The sequence below is a fragment of the Rathayibacter tritici genome (assembly GCF_001641005.1).
Taxonomy (GTDB): Bacteria; Actinomycetota; Actinomycetes; order Actinomycetales; family Microbacteriaceae; genus Rathayibacter; species Rathayibacter tritici.
On sequence record NZ_CP015515.1, the window covers coordinates 1373742 to 1390391 of the forward strand.

Here is a 16650-nt window from a genome sequence, read left to right on the forward strand (position 1 = left end):
GCCGTGCACCGTCCCTCTCCGCCCGAGGTCGACCGCCGCGCCGCTTCCGAGGCCGCCATCGCGGCGCGCCGTGCCCGCGCCGTCGTGAAGAAGGCGGTCGCCTCCGGTCGCCGCCCCGCGACCGCCGTGCTCGCCGCTGCGCAGGCCGAACCGCTCGGGGTCGAGGGGCGGATGCGGGTCAGTGAGCTGCTGCGCTCCGTCCCGGCTCTCGGCGTGGTCAAGACGCCACGGGTGATGGACCAGCTGCGGATCGCTGAGTCGAAGCGCCTCGGTGGCCTCGGGCGTCGTCAGGTCGAGGGCCTGGCGTCGTTCCTGGAGGAGCGGGAGGCGCGCCGGCGCCGCCCCTCCCGCAACCGGCTGCTCGTGCTCGCCGGTCCCACCGCGGTCGGCAAGGGCACCGTTTCGACCTACATCCGCGAGAACTACCCCGAGGTGCTGCTCTCGGTTTCGGCCACCACTCGGGCCCCGCGCCCCGGCGAGGTGGACGGCGTGAGCTACTACTTCGTCGACGACGCCGAGTTCGACCGGATGATCGCGGCGGGGGAGTTCCTCGAGTACGCGGTCGTGCACAACGCGCACCGTTACGGGACGCCGCGCGGGCCGATCGACGCCGCACTGGAGCAGGGTCGGCAGGTGATGCTCGAGATCGATATCCAGGGTGCGCGCCAGGTGCGCGAGCGGATGCCGGATGCCCGCCTGGTCTTCCTCCTGCCGCCCAGCTGGGACGAGCTGGTGCGCCGCCTGGTCGGCCGCGGCACCGAGAGCGCTGAGGAGCAGGAGCGCCGCCTGGCCACCGCGAAGGTGGAGCTGGCCGCGCAGGATGAGTTCGATGTCGCCGTCGTGAACAGCACCGTGCCCGAAGCGGCCCGCGAGGTCGTAGCATTGATGTCGCCTCGTGCCGACGACGCCCCCGCTGATCCGGGTCGCTGACACCGGGCCACCGACCACCTCCGGGCCGACGCCCGGGTTCCTTCGGGCTCGCGCCTCCGGGAGCCCGCGTCGTGCCGCTCCGGAGCCGCAGATCGGCGCTGATGCGCCCGCAAGGAGACACTCATGGCCAACAATCTCGGCATCATCGACCCGCCCATCGACGAGCTCCTCTCGAAGGTGGACTCGAAGTACGCGCTGGTGATCTTCGCCTCCAAGCGCGCCCGCCAGATCAACGACTACTACGCCGACCTCCACGAGGGCAGCCTGTTCGACAACGTCGGCCCGCTGGTCGACTCGACCATCGACGACAAGCCGCTCTCGGTCGCGCTGCACGAGATCAACGAGGACAAGCTGGTCGCCCAGCCCCTCGCCGAGTAGTCCTCGCCGGGTGGGCTCCTCTCACGAGACCGGTCGACGGCTCACGGTCGTCGTCGGCATCACCGGCGGCATCGCCGCGTACAAGGCAGTGGGAGTCGTGCGCGCGCTGGTCCTCTCGGGGCACGACGTCCACGTCATCGCGACCGAGGCGGCGTTGCGCTTCGTCGGCAAGCCCACCCTCGAGGCCATCTCGCGTAACCCCGTACACACCGAGTTGTATGAGGGCGTCGCGGAAGTGCGGCACGTGGCGATCGGTCAGACCGCCGACCTCATCGTCATCGCTCCGGCCACGGCGCACACGCTCGCCAAGCTCGCCGCCGGCCTGGCCGATGACCTGCTGGGCACCACCGTCCTCGCGAGTACTGCCCCGCTGGTCGTCGCCCCGGCGATGCACACCGAGATGTGGGCGAACGCCGCGACCGTCGCCAATACGGCGACCCTCCGCTCGCGCGGCGTGCACGTGATCGGCCCCGCCGTCGGGCGTCTTACCGGCGCCGACTCCGGACCCGGCCGCATGGAGGAGCCCGAGACGATCGTTGCCGAGGCTCTGGCCGTGCACGCCCGGGCCGTCGGCGCCCGCCGCGATCTGGAGGGGCTCCGCGTCCTGGTGACTGCGGGGGGCACCCGCGAGCCCCTCGATCCGGTGCGCTTTGTCGGCAACCGCTCCAGCGGTCGGCAGGGGGTCGCGCTCGCGCTGGCCGCTGCGGCCCGCGGCGCCGAGGTGACCCTCCTCGCCGCCAACCTCGACGTGTCGGTCCCGCAGGGCGTCACGGTGCGCCAGGTGGGCACCGCTCTCGAGTTGCGCGCGGCCGCCCTGGCCGCCGCTCCCGGAGCGGACGTCGTGATCATGGCCGCGGCCGTCGCCGACTATCGGCCGGCCGAGGTCGCCGACGCGAAGATCAAGAAGGAGCAGCAGGGCGAGCGGCTGGTCCTCGAGCTGATCAAGACCCCGGACGTTCTGGCCGAGATCGCTTCCGCGCGACACGAGGGGCAGATCGTTGTCGGGTTCGCCGCCGAGACCGAGCCGGACCGGGACGCGATGCTCGCGCTCGGGCGCGCCAAGATCGCCCGCAAGGGGTGCGATCTGCTTGTTGTCAACAGGGTCGGCTGGGCCGAGGGTTTCCAGAGCGAGCGCAACGCCGTCGTGGTCCTGGATCGAGCCGGCGATATAGTGGGCGAGGCCTCGGGAAGCAAGGCGGAGGTGGCCGACCGCGTCCTCGACGCGATCGCGCGCTAGCCCCACCGGTCTGCCCGCGGAGGCGCCGACCGCCTGCCCGCGCGGCCACTGTGCCCGCCCGGCCACGTCCGGTACGAACGACCCCGGTCCGCACGACACCGGGACGAGAAGAGAAGCATGACCTCCGGTCCCCTCCGCCTGTTCACCTCCGAGTCCGTCACCGAGGGCCACCCGGACAAGATCTGCGATCAGATCTCGGACCATATCCTCGACGCGCTGCTCCGCGAGGACCCGCACAGCCGCGTCGCCGTCGAAACGCTGGTCACGACGGGCCTCGTGCACGTCGCGGGCGAGGTGTCCACGAGCGGTTACGTCGAGATCCCCAAGATCGTCCGCGACACGATCGTCGAGATCGGGTACGACTCCTCCGAGAAGGGCTTCGACGGTCGCTCCTGCGGCGTCTCGGTGTCGATCGGCCAGCAGTCGCCCGAGATCGCGGCCGGCGTCGACACGGCCCTCGAGGTCCGCACTCTCACGGCGGGGGAGGACGCCTTCGACCGCCAGGGCGCGGGCGACCAGGGTCTGATGTTCGGCTTCGCGACCGACGAGACTCCCGAGTACATGCCGCTGCCCAGCTGGCTCTCGCACCGCCTCGCCGAGCGCCTGGCGGCCGTACGGAAGTCGGGCGAGCTCGACTACCTCCGTCCCGACGGCAAGACCCAGGTCACGATCGGCTACGACGGCACCACTCCGTCGACCATCGACACCGTCGTGCTCTCCACGCAGCACGCCGAGCACGTCAGCACCGAGACGATCCACGCGGACATCGAGGCGCACGTGATCCGCCCGGTGCTCGAGACGGTCGACCTCGACTCCTCGGCCGTCCGCCTGCTGATCAACCCGACCGGCCGTTTCGAGATCGGCGGCCCGCAGGGCGACGCCGGGCTCACCGGCCGCAAGATCATCGTCGACACCTACGGCGGAGCATCGCGCCACGGCGGCGGAGCGTTCTCGGGCAAGGACCCGTCCAAGGTGGACCGCTCGGCCGCGTACGCGATGCGCTGGGTCGCCAAGAATGCGGTCGCCGCGGGCCTCGCCTCACGGATGGAGGTGCAGGTCGCCTACGCGATCGGTAAGGCCGCTCCGGTCGGCCTCTACGTCGAGACCTTCGGCACCGGGACCGTCTCGGACGAGACGATCACCGAGGCGATCCGCTCCGTCTTCGACCTCCGCCCGGCCGCGATCATCCACGCCCTCGACCTGCTGCGCCCGATCTACGCGCAGACCGCGGCCTACGGTCACTTCGGCCGCGAACTTCCCGACTTCACCTGGGAGCGCCTCGACCGGGTCGAGGACCTGCGCTCCGCCGCGGGCCTCTCGTAGCGGGCCCCGCGGCGATGGCGACGAGTGGAGCCGTCGCGCGCGTGCTCCTGGACTCGCCACTCCCGCAGCTCGACCGGCTCCTGGACTATGCGGTGCCGGAGGCGCTGCGCGGGCAGGTGGTGCCCGGTGTCCGCGTGCGGGTGCCGCTGCGCACCGGCGGGCGGATCGCCGACGCCCTCGTCGTGGAGACGGGGGAGGGATCCGAGCACGTCGGCGCGCTGAGCGAGGTCGAGGAGCTGGTTTCGCCGCTCGTGGTGCTGACGCCCGAGGTCTGGGCCCTTGCACGCCGTGTCGCCGACCGCGCCTGCGGAGGAGCGAGCGACGTGCTGCGCCTTGCCGTACCGCGGCGCCACGTGCGGGTCGAGAAGGCGCGTCTCGCGGCGGGTCCGGCTCCGGCTGCTCCCTTGGTCGAGGCGGGCGGAGTGACGGGGTATCCCGTCGACTCCTTCGCCGGACTCGCCGAGGGTGCGCGTCTGGCAGTCGGTGCCGTGCCGACTCCCGTGCAGCTCGACTCCGGTGGGTGGGTCGGTGGCTGGGCCGTCACGCTGGCCGAGCTCGCCCGCGATACGCTCGCCGCGGGGCGCGACGCGATCCTGGCGGTGCCCGACTACCGCGATCAGGAGCAGCTGGAGCTCGCTCTCGCGGCCCACGTCCCGGCGGAGTCGCTTGTGCGGCTCGACGCGCGCCAGAAGGGCGCCGAGCGCTACGCCGCCTTCGTCCGCTGCCTCGATCCCGGGCCGCGGGTCGTCGTGGGCAACCGCTCCGTGCTCTACGCCCCCTCCTCCGCCCTCGGCCTGATCGCGCTCTGGGACGACGGGGACCCGCTCTTCGCCGAGCCCCTGGCGCCCTACGCGCATGCCCGTGACGTCGCCCTGATCCGTCAGGAGCAGAGTGGCGCGGGCCTCGTGCTGCTGGGCAACACCCGCACCGTCGAGGTCGAGCGTCTGGTCGAGATCGGCTTCGCGGCCGAGGTGGAACCGCGCCCGAGCCGCCGCCCGCACGTGGTGCCGACCGCGCAGCAGTGGGCGGCCGACGAGCATGACGCTGCCGCGCGCATCCCCTCCTCCGCCTGGCGAGAGGCACGGAAGGCCCTCGACTCCGGCCCCGTGCTGGTGCAGGTCGCGCGGCCCGGCTATGCGCCGGTGGTCGCCTGCGCCCGCTGCCGCACCGTCGCGCGCTGCAACCGCTGCCAGGGACCGCTCGGCGTGCACTCTGCGGGCGGGCGTCCGAGCTGTGGCTGGTGCGGCCTGATCGCGGCGGACTGGACCTGCTCGGTCTGCGAGGCCACGGCCCTCCGCCTGGTCACCCTCGGGGCCGGGCGCACCGCGGAGGAGTTGGGGCGCGCCTTCCCCGGCGCCAAGGTGATCGTCGCCGACGGCCAGCGGCCCGTGCTCACCCTCCCCGCCGAGCCCGCGCTCGTCGTGGCCACGCGAGGCGCAGAGCCGCGGGTCGACGGCGGCTACCACGCCGTCCTGCTCCTGGACGGCGAGCGGATGCTGGCGCGCGAGAGCCTGCGCGTCGCCGACGACGCACTTCGCACCTGGTCGAACGCCGCTGCCCTGGCCCGCCCGGGCGCTCCGGTACTGCTGGTCGGGGTCGGCGGTCGGCTCGCGACCGCCCTCGCGACCTGGCGTCAGGCCGAGTACCTCCGCGCCGAGCTGCTGGAGCGGCGCGCACTGCGGTTCCCGCCCGCGGTGCGGCTCGCAACGGTCAGCGGTGACGCGCACGCGGTGGCGGAGGCGCTGGACGCGCTCGACGAGGAGGACCGGCAGGAGGTGCTCGGCCCGGTCGGGCTCGAGGACGGCTCCGTCCGGGCCATCGTGCGCTTCGACTACGCTCGCGGTGCGGAGGTGGCCGCCCGCCTCCGCTCCGCCGTGATCCGCAATGCCACGCGCCGCCGTCGGCCGCCGACCACGCCCGGTCGCTTCCGGCCGGCCCCCAAGCTCCGGGTTCGCCTCGACGACCCCGACATCCTCTGACACCCCGGGAGAGCCCTGTGCGCCTCGTCTTCGCCGGTACGCCCGCCGCGGCCGTCCCGACCCTCCAGGGCCTCGCCGCCTCCGCGCATGAGGTCGTCGCCGTGGTCACCCGGGCGGATGCTCCGGTGGGCCGCAAGCGCGTGCTCACTCCGTCGCCGGTCGCCGTCGCGGCGGAGGAGCTGGGGCTCCCCGTGATCCGCACGAATCGGCTCGACGAGGAGGTGACCGACCACCTCGCCGAGCTCACCCCGGATCTGGGCGTGATCGTCGCCTACGGCGGGCTCGTGCGCGAGCGGCTGCTGGCGGTGCCGAGGCTCGGCTGGATCAACCTGCACTTCTCGCTGCTGCCGCGCTGGCGGGGAGCGGCTCCCCTCCAGCGCGCGCTGATGGCGGGGGAGACGCGGATCGGCGCGAGCGTCTTCCAGCTCGTCGCCGAACTCGATGCGGGCGACGTCTACGCCGAACTCCCCGTCGACGCGGGGGAGCGCACCGCGGGCGCGCTGCTGGCGGAGCTGGCCGAAAGCGGCGCGAACCTCACCCTCGACGTGGTCGACGCACTCGAACGGGGGACCGCCGTCGCCACCCCGCAGGTCGGCGAGGTGACCCTCGCGCCCAAGCTCGACGCGACCGACGGCCGGATCGACTGGACGCTGCCGACCGCGCGGATCCTGGCGCTGGTGCGCGGCACGACCCCCGAGCCCGGCGCTTCCACCGCGGTGGGCGGCGCGCGCCTGAAGGTGCTGGCCGTGCGCGCCGCGGAGGGGGATCTCGCTCCGGGCAGCGTGCGCCTTCACTCCGGACGCGCGCTCGTCGGCACCGGGGACGGAGCGATCGAGCTGGTCACCGTCCAGCCCGCCGGCAAGACTCCGATGCCGGGCGCCGCCTGGGCGCGGGGGCTGCGCGACAGCACGGTGCTCGGATGAGCGCCCGTCGCGGCGCCGCCCCCGCCCGCCGGGTCGCCTACGAGGTCCTGCTCGCGGTGAGCGGATCGGACGCCTACGCGAACCTCGTCCTGCCGGCGCGGATCAGCGCGGCCGGTCTCTCGCCCGCCGACGCGGGGCTGGCCACCGAGCTGTGCTACGGCACCCTGCGGATGTCCGGCTACTACGACAGGGTGATCGCCCTGGCCGCGCGCCGACCTGCGGACAGCCTCGACCCGCCGGTCCTGGACGCGCTGCGCCTGGGTGCGCACCAGCTGCTCGCGACCCGCGTGGCTCCGCACGCCGCGGTGAATGAGAGCGTCGCGCTCGTTGCCGCCGGCTCCTCGCGCGGGGCGGTCGCCTTCGCCAACGCGGTGCTGCGCACGGTCTCGCGCTCGAGCGCGGACGAGTGGCGCGAACGGGTGTCCGCCGCCGCCGTCTCCGCAGACGACCGGATCGCCGCACTGAACTCCCACCCCGTCTGGATCGTCCGCGCCCTGCGGCGGGCGCTGGCGGCGGAGGGCGCGGCCGACGAGCTGGACGCGCTACTCGCCTCCGACAACGCGGCACCGCGCGTCAACCTGGTCGCCCTGCCCGGGTCAGCGGCTCCCGGCGAGATTGCCGACGCCGAGCCCGATCGGTTCTCGCCGGTCGGCATGACCAGCACCGGCGGCGACCCGGAGGCGTTCCCCGCCGTGCGCGAGGGCCGGGTGCGTGTCCAGGACGAGGGCTCGCAGCTGGCCGCGCTGGCCCTCTCCCGAGCGCGCCCGGTCCGTTCGGGTGAGCGCTGGCTCGATCTCTGCGCCGGCCCCGGCGGCAAGGCGGCTCTGCTCGCAGCGGAGGCGCGGGCCGGCGGGGCGACACTGCTCGCGAACGAGGTGGTGCCCGGCCGCGCGGGACTCGTGCGGCAGGCGCTGGCGGCTGTCGATCCCACGGTCGAGGTGCGCACCGGGGACGGGCGCGAGCTCGGTGACGAGCGGCCGGGAGCGTTCGACCGGATCCTGCTCGACGCGCCCTGCACCGGCCTGGGGGCGTTGCGACGCCGGCCGGAGGCGCGCTGGCGCAAGTCGGCGGCCGACGTCGAGCCGCTGGCCGCTCTGCAGGGCGAGCTGCTCGACTCCGCCGTGAAAGCTCTCGCGCCGGAGGGACTGCTCGCGTACGTGACCTGCTCGCCGCACCTCGGCGAGACGCGGCGCGTACTCGCTCTCGCCCAGGAGCGGCACGCGCTCGAGCTCGTGGACACCCCCGCCGTGCTCCGCGGAGTGAGCGCCGCACCGCTTGCGCTTCCCGACGGAGCGACCCATGTGCAGCTGTGGCCCCACCGGCACGGCACCGACGCCATGTTCATTCAGCTCCTGCGCCGCCGGTCGTGACGCCTGCCGCGGGAGCGGGCCCGCTCTAGGCTGGACGCATGCCCGCACGGATCAACCCCAGCATCCTCTCCGCCGACTTCGTGAACTTCGAGGCCGAGCTGCAGCGGATCGCCGGAGCCGACTTCGTGCACGTCGACGTGATGGACAACCATTTCGTGCCAAATCTGACCTTCGGCCTGACGATGGTCCAGCGCCTGCAGGACGTGTCGCCCCGTCCGCTCGACCTGCACCTGATGATCGAAGACCCGGACCGCTGGGCGCCCGACTACGCCGAGACCGGCGCCTATTCGGTCACCTTCCACGCCGAGGCCGCACGCGACGCCGTGGCTCTCGCGCGGCGCCTGCGCGAGATCGGCTCGCGCGCCGGCATCGCGCTCAAACCGGGGACGATGGTGGATGAGTACCTCGACCTGCTGCCGGAGTTCGACCAGGTCCTCGTGATGACGGTCGAGCCCGGATTCGGCGGCCAGTCGTTCCTGGCGGAGACGATGCCCAAGCTGCGCACCCTGCGGAACGTCGTGGACCGCACCGGACTTGACGTCTGGCTTCAGGTCGACGGCGGCATCGCGCCGGGCACGATCGAGATCGCGGCGGAGGCGGGGGCCGACACGTTCGTCGCCGGCTCCGCGGTTTTCGGCGCCGACGACCCGGAGCAGGCCATCGCGGCCCTGCGCGCTACGGCTACCGCGCACCTGCACCGGCACTGAGGCGGCGGACGCCGTCCGATCTGCAGGATCCCGTGCGGTGTGCAGGCCTTCGTGCGGTGTGCAGGCTTCCGTGCGGTGTGCAGGCTTCCGTGCGGTGTGCAGGCTTCCGTGCGGTGTGCAGGAGATCCGTGCGAGATGCCCGGTTCTGCCGCATGACGAACGCGTGACGGCGACCTTCTCCTGCGAATCGGACGGTCTCCTGCGAATCGGACGGTCTCCTGCGAATCGGACGGTCTCCTGCGAATCGGACGGTCTCCTGCGAATCGGACGGGCTCCTGCACATCGCACGCCTCGCACGCCGCTCACAGCGCCCACGCGGCCCCGTCCCGCCCGCCGTATAGACTTCCCCGGTGAAAACTTTCGACGACCTCTTCGCGGAGCTGGGCGAGAAGGCCGCCATCCGGCCCGAGGGATCGGGTACCGTCCGTGAGCTCGACGCCGGCGTGCACTTCATCGGCAAGAAGATCGTCGAGGAGGCCGCCGAGGTGTGGATGGCCGCCGAGTACGAGGGCGACGAGCGCACCGCCGAGGAGATCTCGCAGCTGCTCTACCACCTCCAGGTGCTGATGCTCGCGAAGGGTCTGACGACGGCCGACGTCTACCGGCATCTGTGAGCACCGCCCCGCTCGCCGGGGTGCGCCGTCGATCCGCGCCGTCGCGTCCGCACGCTCCCCGAGGAACCGTGCCGCCCATCGAACAGCCGTCGAGTCATGAAGGACCTCCCGTGACCACCACCCCCGCCCCGGCGCTGCTGCGCGTCGCCGTTCCCAACAAGGGCTCCCTGTCGGAGACCGCCGGCCAGATGCTCGCGGAGGCGGGCTACACCGGTCGCCGCGACCCGAAGGAGTTGCACGTCGTCGATGAGCGCAACGGTGTCGAGTTCTTCTACCTCCGTCCACGCGACATCGCGACCTACGTCGGCTCCGGCGCCCTCGATGTCGGAGTGACGGGGCGCGATCTCCTGATCGACTCCGGCTCCCAGGCGCGCGAGATCGCAAGCCTCGGCTTCGCGAACTCCACCTTCCGTTTCGCCGGACCGGCCGGCCGCTACGACGACCTCGCGCAGATCGACGGCCTCCGGGTCGCGACCAGCTACCCGGGTCTGGTCGGTCGCTTCCTCCGCGAGCACGGCGTCGACGTGGCTCTGATCCGTCTCGACGGCGCCGTCGAGTCCGCGATCCAGCTGGGTGTCGCCGATGTGATCGCCGATGTCGTTGAAACCGGCACCACGCTCCGCAAGGCGGGGCTCGAGATTTTCGGCCCGGTCATCCTCGACTCGACCGCTGTGCTCGTCTCGGCCGAGGGGGAGCCGGAGGGCATTCCCGTGCTGCTGCGGCGCCTGCAGGGCGTTCTGGTCGCTCGCGAGTACGTGCTGCTCGACTACGACTGCCCCGTGTCCCTGCTCGAGAGCGCCACTGCAATCGCACCGGGTTTCGAGTCGCCGACCGTCTCGCCGCTGCACGACGCCGAGTGGGTCGCCGTTCGCGTGATGGTGCCCCGGGCGGACATGAACCAGGTGATGGACCGCCTGTACGACCTGGGCGCTCGCGCGATCCTGGTCACCTCGATCCACGCCGCGCGCCTGTAGAAGGGGGAGCCGATGAGTCTCGCCGTCCGCGTCATCCCCTGCCTCGACGTTGCCGCCGGCCGCGTCGTCAAGGGCGTCAACTTCCAGAACCTGCGCGATGCGGGCGACCCCGTCGAGCTCGCACGCCTCTACTTCGAGCAGGGTGCCGACGAGCTGACCTTCCTCGACGTCACCGCCACGGTCGATGACCGCTCGACCACCTACGACGTGGTGCGGGCGACGGCCGAGCAGGTCTTCATCCCGCTCACCGTCGGTGGGGGCGTGCGCAGCGCCGATGACGTGTCGCGCCTGCTCGCGCACGGCGCGGACAAGGTCGGCGTCAACTCCGCCGCAATCGCCCGGCCGGAGCTCCTGGGCGAGATCGCCGACGTCTTCGGCGCGCAGGTGCTCGTGCTCTCGCTCGATGTCAAGCGGAGTGACGCCACGGCGTCCGGCTTCGTCGTCACCACCCACGGCGGTCGCCACGAGACCGACCTGGACGCCCTGGCGTGGGCGGCCGAGGCCGTCGAGCGCGGCGCCGGGGAGCTGCTGGTCAACTCCATCGACGCCGACGGCACCAAGCAGGGTTTCGACCTCGAGCTGATCGCCGCGATGCGCGAGCGCAGTAGCGTCCCTGTCATCGCCTCCGGGGGCGCCGGCGCCGCCCGACACTTCGCCCCCGCGATCGACGCGGGAGCCGACGCCGTCCTCGCCGCCTCCGTCTTCCACAACCGCGAGCTGACGATCGGGGACGTCAAACGCGCGCTCGCCGACTCCGGGATCGAGGTCCGATGACCCCCGCCGAGCTCGACGCCGTCCTCGAGCGCGCCGCCTTCGATCCGACCGGGCTGCTGCCCGCGATCATTCAGCAGCACGACACCCGCGAGGTGCTGATGATGGGGTGGATGGACCGCGAGGCGCTCCGCAGAACCCTCAGCGAGGGCCGCGTCACCTTCTGGTCGCGCTCGCGGCAGGAGTACTGGCGCAAGGGCGACACCTCCGGCCACGCCCAGTTCGTGCGGGCAGCCGCGCTCGACTGCGATGCCGACACGCTGCTGGTGCAGGTCGAGCAGATCGGAGCCGCGTGCCACACCGGCGAGCACGCCTGCTTCGACGTCGATCCGCTCGCGCCGTTCACCGGCCTCGGCCCGGGGGAGTGAGCGTGAGCGGCCGGCGGCTGAAGTACTCCGCGATCCTCGGGGTCGTGCTGCTCGCCGCGCTCGAGCTGACCTCCTCCACGCAGTCGTGGTTCACGCTGACGCTCGCGGCAACCGAGGGCGAGGGCCAGCGGATCGACGTGGCGGGCACGGTCGCCGCTCCGGCACTCTCGGCGCTCGCGCTCGCGGGCCTGGCCCTCGCGGCGGCGCTCGCGATCGCCGGTCCCGTCTTCCGGATCCTGCTGGGACTGCTTCAGGTGCTTCTCGGCGCGTCGGTCGTGCTGGCGGCTGCGACCGCCCTGGGCGACCCCGTGCGCGCCGGGGCCTCGCTGGTCACCGGGGCGACCGCCATCGCCGGTGAGCAGTCCGTCGCGGCCCTGGTCGCCTCCTCCGCCGTCACGGCCTGGCCGGTCGTGGCTCTGGCGTGCGGTGTGCTCGCAGCGGTGCTCGGGATCGGCGTGCTCGCGACCTCGCGCCGGTGGCCCGGGGCGGCGAAGAAGCGGACGTCCCGCTTCGAGCCGGCCGACGGCTACGGCCACGGCGCCTCGACGGTCCACACCGACGACGGCGACATCGATCCGGTCGTCTCCTGGGACGAGCTCTCGCGCGGTGACGACCCCACGTCCTCCCGCTGACCCGGGCCGGCTACCCGCTCGAAGACGGCCCGAGTCCGGCCCCTGACGGGGGCCCGCGGCAGGTGCGTCCCGGCCAGGGTCCCCAGGTGCCTCACGCTAGACTGCTCGGGTTCCGATGCACTACAAGGAGGAGACCCATGAGCAGCGAGCACGACGACGACAACCACGGCCACTCGCCCGCGGCCTGGACGGCCGTCGTCATCATGTTGGTCGGATTCACGATTGGCACGATCGCGTTCTGGTTCGACGTGCCGCTCGTCGTCTGGCTCTCGGCCGGCCTGGTCGTGGTAGGCCTGCTCGTGGGCGTGGGGATGGCCAGAGCGGGCTATGGCGTCGACGGCCCGAAGGCGAACTCGAAGGTGGGTGCCTGATGCTCACAGACCTGACCGCCGGAGCCCTGGCCGATGCGGCTCGCCGCCGCGAGAGCGCCCCGATCGAGGTCGTTGAGCGTCGTGCGCTCGCTCAGACCCCCGCCCTGGACGCCCTGGCCGCGCTGGCTCCCGCCGAGCGCGTCAAGATCATTGCCGAGGTCAAGCGCGCGAGCCCGTCGCGCGGGGCCCTCGCCGACATCCCCGTTCCCGCCGATCTGGCCGGGCAGTACGAGCTCGGGGGAGCGAGCGCGATCAGCGTCCTCACCGAGGAGCGCCGCTTCAAGGGGTCGCTCGCCGACCTGGAGGCGGTCCGCGAGCGCGTCTCGATCCCCGTCCTGCGCAAGGACTTCATCGCCGAGCCGTACCAGGTCCTCGAGGCCCGAGCGGCCGGTGCCGACCTGGTCCTGCTCATCGTCGCCGCGCTCGAACAGCCCCTGCTCACCGAGCTGCACGCCCTGGTCCTCGAGCTCGGGATGACCCCGCTCGTCGAGACCCACTCGGCCGACGAGCTCGAGCGCGCGATCGACCTCGGCGCCCACCTCATCGGCGTGAACGCGCGCAACCTGACGACCTTCGAACTCGACCGCGACCTCTTCGGCCGACTCTCCGATCGCATCCCCGCCACTGCGGTCAAGGTCGCCGAGTCCGCGGTCAAGACGGCGGACGATGTCGCCCACTACCGCCGTTCTGGTGCCGATGTCGTCCTCGTGGGCGAGGCGCTCGTCACCGGAGGCGACCCCGTCTCCACTCTCGCCAGGTTCCTGGCGTCCTGATCACCGTAAGGCGGAACCGCATGGCACTCCGGGATGAACTCGGCCCCTACTTCGGCGAGTTCGGCGGACGCTACGTCCCCGAGTCGCTCGTCGAGGCACTCGATGAGCTGAGCGCCGAGTACGAGCGCACCAAGGTCGACCCCGCGTTCGCGGCCGAGCTGATGGAGCTGCACCGCAGCTATACCGGCCGGCCGTCGATCATCACGGAGGTACCCCGGTTCGCCGAGCACGCCGGCGGTGCGCGGATCATCCTCAAGCGCGAGGACCTCAACCACACCGGCTCGCACAAGATCAACAATGTGCTGGGGCAGGCGCTGCTGACCAAGCGGATCGGCAAGACGAGGGTCATCGCGGAGACGGGCGCCGGCCAGCACGGAGTCGCGACCGCCACGGCCGCCGCGCTCTTCGGCCTCGACTGCGTGGTCTACATGGGCGAGGTCGACACCGAACGCCAGGCGCTCAACGTCGCCCGGATGCGGCTCCTGGGCGCCGAGGTGATCCCCGTGACGACCGGTTCGCGCACCCTCAAGGATGCGATCAACGACGCGATGCGCGACTGGGTCACGAACGTCGGCACGACCAACTACATCTTCGGGACCGTCGCGGGGCCGCATCCGTTCCCCGCGCTGGTGCGCGACTTCCAGAAGATCATCGGCGAGGAGGCGCGCGAGCAGGTCCTCGAGCTCACCGGCTCGCTGCCGACCGCGGTTACGGCCTGCGTCGGCGGTGGATCGAACGCGATGGGCATCTTCCACGCCTTCCTCGACGACCCCGAGGTCCGCCTCGTCGGCTTCGAGGCGGGGGGCGACGGGATCGAGACCCCGCGCCACGCGGCGACCATCAGCAAGGGCCGGCCGGGCGTCCTGCACGGTGCGCGCAGCTTCCTCCTTCAGGACGAGGATGGCCAGACGGTCGAATCGCACTCGATCTCGGCCGGCCTGGACTACCCCGGGATCGGCCCGGAGCACGCCTGGCTCTCGAGCATCGGCCGCGCCGACTACCGAGCGGTCACCGACTCCGCCGCGATGGATGCTCTGATGCTGCTGAGCCGCACCGAGGGCATCATCCCGGCCATCGAGTCCGCGCACGCCCTCGCCGGCACGCTCGAGCTGGGTCGCGAACTCGGCCCGGACGCGACGATCCTCGTCAACCTCTCCGGCCGCGGCGACAAGGACATGACAACGGCCGCGCACTACTTCGGTCTGATGGACCAGGGCGCGGTGCAGTCGTGAGTGGTCGGGGGCCGAGCGTCGCCGAGACCGTCCGGCGCCGCAACGAGGAGGCCGCGGGCGCCCTGATCGGCTACCTGCCCGTCGGCTTCCCCGACCTGCCGACGAGTATCGACGCCGCGGTCGCGATGGCCGAGAACGGCGTGGACGCGATCGAACTGGGCCTGCCCTACTCCGACCCTGTGATGGACGGACCGGTCATTCAGGAGGCGACGCAGGCCGCCATCGCCGGCGGGTTCCGCCTGCGGCACGGCTTCGAAGCGGTGCGCAGCATCCGCGCGCGCGTCGACGTGCCGGTTCTGGTGATGACCTACTACAACCCCGTGCTGCAGTACGGCGTGGAGCGCTTCGCGAGCGACCTCGCGGAGGCGGGCGGCTCCGGCCTGATCACGCCCGACCTGATCCCGGACGAGGGAGCCGAGTGGCTCGCCGTGTCCGAGCGCCTCGGCCTCGACCGGGTGTTCCTGGCCGCGCCGTCCTCGACGGACACGCGGCTGCGCCAGGCGGTCGACTCCAGCCGCGGCTTCGTCTACGCGGTCTCGACGATGGGTATTACCGGGGCCCGCACCGACGTCGACTCCGCAGCGCGCACGCTGGTCGACCGGCTCCGCGTCGCCGGCTCCGAGAGCGCCTGCGTCGGCCTGGGCATCTCGACCGGCGAGCAGGTCGCCGAGATCCTCGCGTACGCGGACGGCGCTATCGTCGGCTCCGCGCTGGTGCGCGCCCTGGCATCCGGAGGGGTGGCCGCTGTCGCCGAGACGTCCCGCGGCCTCGCTGAGGGCACGCGCGCCGAGCGCTGACGCCCTCCCGCTACAATCGGGATGCCCACCGGGGCGCGGCCGAGCTGCGCCCGGGGGACCCCCTCCTTCGAAAGGTCGAGTACCGGTGTCCGTACCGCTGAGCATTCCGAGCCCCCCCGACGCGTGGAGTCAGTACGACCTCACGATCGGCAACTGGACCCTCGCGATCCACACCTACGCGCTGTGCATCCTCGCGGGGATCATCGTGGCGACGATCATGACCGACCAGCGCCTCAGGCGTCGCGGCGTCGAGCCGTGGGTCGTGCTCGACATCATCATCTGGGCGGTCCCGCTGGGCATCGTCGGCGCTCGGGCTTATCACGTGCTGACGCACCCCGGCGACTACTTCTTCGCCGGCGCCGACCCGTGGGAGGTCGTCCGCATCTGGAACGGCGGTAACGCGATCTTCGGCGGCCTGATCGGTGGCGCGGTCGGCGCGTTCATCGGTTGCCGCTGGACCGGCGTCCGCTTCTGGAGCTTCGCCGACGCCCTTGCTCCCGGCCTGCTGGCCGCGCAGGCGCTCGGACGCCTGGGCAACTGGTTCAATCACGAGCTCTTCGGCCTGCCCACCACCCTGCCCTGGGGCCTGGAAATCGAAACCACGAACCCGGCTTTCCCGGTCGGCCTGCAGGCGGGCACCCTCTTCCACCCGACCTTCCTGTACGAGATTCTCTGGAACGTCGTCGGCATCGCCGTCGTTCTGGTGCTCGAGCGCCGCCTCCGACTGCAGTGGGGCACCGTCTTCGCCGCCTATCTGATCTGGTACGGCGTCGGCCGAGTCTGGTTCGAGTCCATCCGCATCGACCCGAGTGAGTTCTTCTGGGGCATCCGCACCAATGTCTGGGCTGCCCTCGCTGCCGTCGTCATCGGCCTGGTGATCGTGGTGATTCAGAAGCGCGAACATCCCGGTGGCGAGCCCTCGGCGTACCGGCCGGGTCGGGAGTGGACTCCGGCTTCCGCTGAGATAGAGTTCGAGGACGTCGAGTCCCACTCCGACGACACCACCACCCCTGCTTCCGGCACCGTCGCCGAGAAGCCGACGGTCTCCCGCACCTGACGGGGTCGCGGAGCCTCCGCGATCGCCGCCCAGGTGCCCGACACCTCCACGACCGCCCCTCACGGCGCAGCCACGAGCGCTGCCGCGGGTGGGAGGTCGTGCTGGCACCGCCGGCGGCGCACGACGCTCGCACTGCGCAGAACTCTGCGGCTCTCCTGACCGGGAAGCCGTCCCTCCTCCACCCCCGCGGGCCAGCGACGCCCCGATCAGCCAT

At 72.2% G+C, this 16650-nt stretch carries 18 protein-coding genes; all 18 read left to right on the forward strand.

Annotation, left to right across the window (positions count from 1 at the left end; genetic code table 11):
* Positions 1-3 precede the first annotated feature (3 nt).
* The 18 genes from gmk to lgt all read left to right on the forward strand — a co-directional run bounded on the left by gmk (position 4) and on the right by lgt (position 16436).
* The gene (gene gmk, locus A6122_RS06255; RefSeq protein ID WP_068257175.1) at positions 4-930 is read left to right on the forward strand and encodes a guanylate kinase; all 927 of its coding nucleotides are present in this window, start codon (positions 4-6) and stop codon (positions 928-930) included.
* Positions 931-1053: 123 nt separating this feature from the next.
* Positions 1054-1308: a DNA-directed RNA polymerase subunit omega gene (gene rpoZ, locus A6122_RS06260; RefSeq protein ID WP_055791825.1), complete on the forward strand. Its 255-nt coding sequence runs from the start codon at positions 1054-1056 to the stop codon at positions 1306-1308.
* 10 nt (positions 1309-1318) lie between these two features.
* Positions 1319-2545, forward strand: coding sequence for a bifunctional phosphopantothenoylcysteine decarboxylase/phosphopantothenate--cysteine ligase CoaBC (gene coaBC / locus A6122_RS06265; RefSeq protein ID WP_068252839.1), 1227 nt, complete (start codon positions 1319-1321; stop codon positions 2543-2545).
* 117 nt (positions 2546-2662) lie between these two features.
* Positions 2663-3868, forward strand: a complete 1206-nt coding sequence (gene metK, locus A6122_RS06270) for a methionine adenosyltransferase (protein WP_068252842.1) — start codon at positions 2663-2665, stop codon at positions 3866-3868.
* Positions 3869-3882: 14 nt separating this feature from the next.
* Positions 3883-5847, forward strand: a complete 1965-nt coding sequence (locus A6122_RS06275) for a primosomal protein N' family DNA-binding protein (RefSeq protein WP_068252845.1) — start codon at positions 3883-3885, stop codon at positions 5845-5847.
* A gap of 17 nt (positions 5848-5864) precedes the next feature.
* Positions 5865-6770 (forward strand): methionyl-tRNA formyltransferase, encoded by a 906-nt coding sequence (fmt, locus tag A6122_RS06280; RefSeq protein WP_068252847.1) that lies wholly within the window; start codon positions 5865-5867, stop codon positions 6768-6770.
* Positions 6767-8140 (forward strand): RsmB/NOP family class I SAM-dependent RNA methyltransferase, encoded by a 1374-nt coding sequence (locus tag A6122_RS06285; RefSeq protein WP_068252849.1) that lies wholly within the window; start codon positions 6767-6769, stop codon positions 8138-8140. Before fmt ends, A6122_RS06285 begins: the two co-directional genes overlap by 4 nt.
* A gap of 38 nt (positions 8141-8178) precedes the next feature.
* Positions 8179-8847 (forward strand): ribulose-phosphate 3-epimerase, encoded by a 669-nt coding sequence (gene rpe, locus A6122_RS06290; protein ID WP_068252852.1) that lies wholly within the window; start codon positions 8179-8181, stop codon positions 8845-8847.
* A gap of 350 nt (positions 8848-9197) precedes the next feature.
* Positions 9198-9461 (forward strand): phosphoribosyl-ATP diphosphatase, encoded by a 264-nt coding sequence (locus A6122_RS06295; protein WP_068252855.1) that lies wholly within the window; start codon positions 9198-9200, stop codon positions 9459-9461.
* 134 nt (positions 9462-9595) lie between these two features.
* Positions 9596-10435, forward strand: coding sequence for an ATP phosphoribosyltransferase (hisG, locus tag A6122_RS06300; protein ID WP_068257176.1), 840 nt, complete (start codon positions 9596-9598; stop codon positions 10433-10435).
* Positions 10436-10447: 12 nt separating this feature from the next.
* On the forward strand, positions 10448-11209 hold the full coding sequence (hisF, locus tag A6122_RS06305) for an imidazole glycerol phosphate synthase subunit HisF (protein WP_068252858.1): 762 nt from the start codon (positions 10448-10450) through the stop codon (positions 11207-11209).
* Positions 11206-11574 (forward strand): phosphoribosyl-AMP cyclohydrolase, encoded by a 369-nt coding sequence (gene hisI / locus A6122_RS06310; protein ID WP_068252861.1) that lies wholly within the window; start codon positions 11206-11208, stop codon positions 11572-11574. Before hisF ends, hisI begins: the two co-directional genes overlap by 4 nt.
* Before the next feature lie 2 nt (positions 11575-11576).
* Positions 11577-12206, forward strand: a complete 630-nt coding sequence (locus A6122_RS06315) for a Trp biosynthesis-associated membrane protein (RefSeq protein WP_237358245.1) — start codon at positions 11577-11579, stop codon at positions 12204-12206.
* A 137-nt stretch (positions 12207-12343) separates the two neighbouring features.
* Entirely contained in the window at positions 12344-12577 is a 234-nt protein-coding gene (locus tag A6122_RS06320; protein ID WP_068252870.1) for a DUF6704 family protein, read from the forward strand.
* A complete protein-coding gene (gene trpC / locus A6122_RS06325) occupies positions 12577-13350 on the forward strand; it encodes an indole-3-glycerol phosphate synthase TrpC (RefSeq protein ID WP_068252873.1) in 774 nt (257 codons plus the stop codon). The genes A6122_RS06320 and trpC overlap by 1 nt, the downstream gene beginning before the upstream one ends.
* Before the next feature lie 20 nt (positions 13351-13370).
* Entirely contained in the window at positions 13371-14582 is a 1212-nt protein-coding gene (gene trpB, locus A6122_RS06330; RefSeq protein WP_068252874.1) for a tryptophan synthase subunit beta, read from the forward strand.
* Positions 14579-15379 carry a tryptophan synthase subunit alpha gene (gene trpA, locus A6122_RS06335; protein ID WP_068252876.1) on the forward strand — a complete coding sequence of 267 codons (801 nt, stop codon included), beginning with the start codon at positions 14579-14581 and terminating at the stop codon, positions 15377-15379. Before trpB ends, trpA begins: the two co-directional genes overlap by 4 nt.
* An 85-nt stretch (positions 15380-15464) precedes the next feature.
* Positions 15465-16436, forward strand: coding sequence for a prolipoprotein diacylglyceryl transferase (gene lgt, locus A6122_RS06340; protein WP_068252877.1), 972 nt, complete (start codon positions 15465-15467; stop codon positions 16434-16436).
* Positions 16437-16650: the final 214 nt, after the last annotated feature.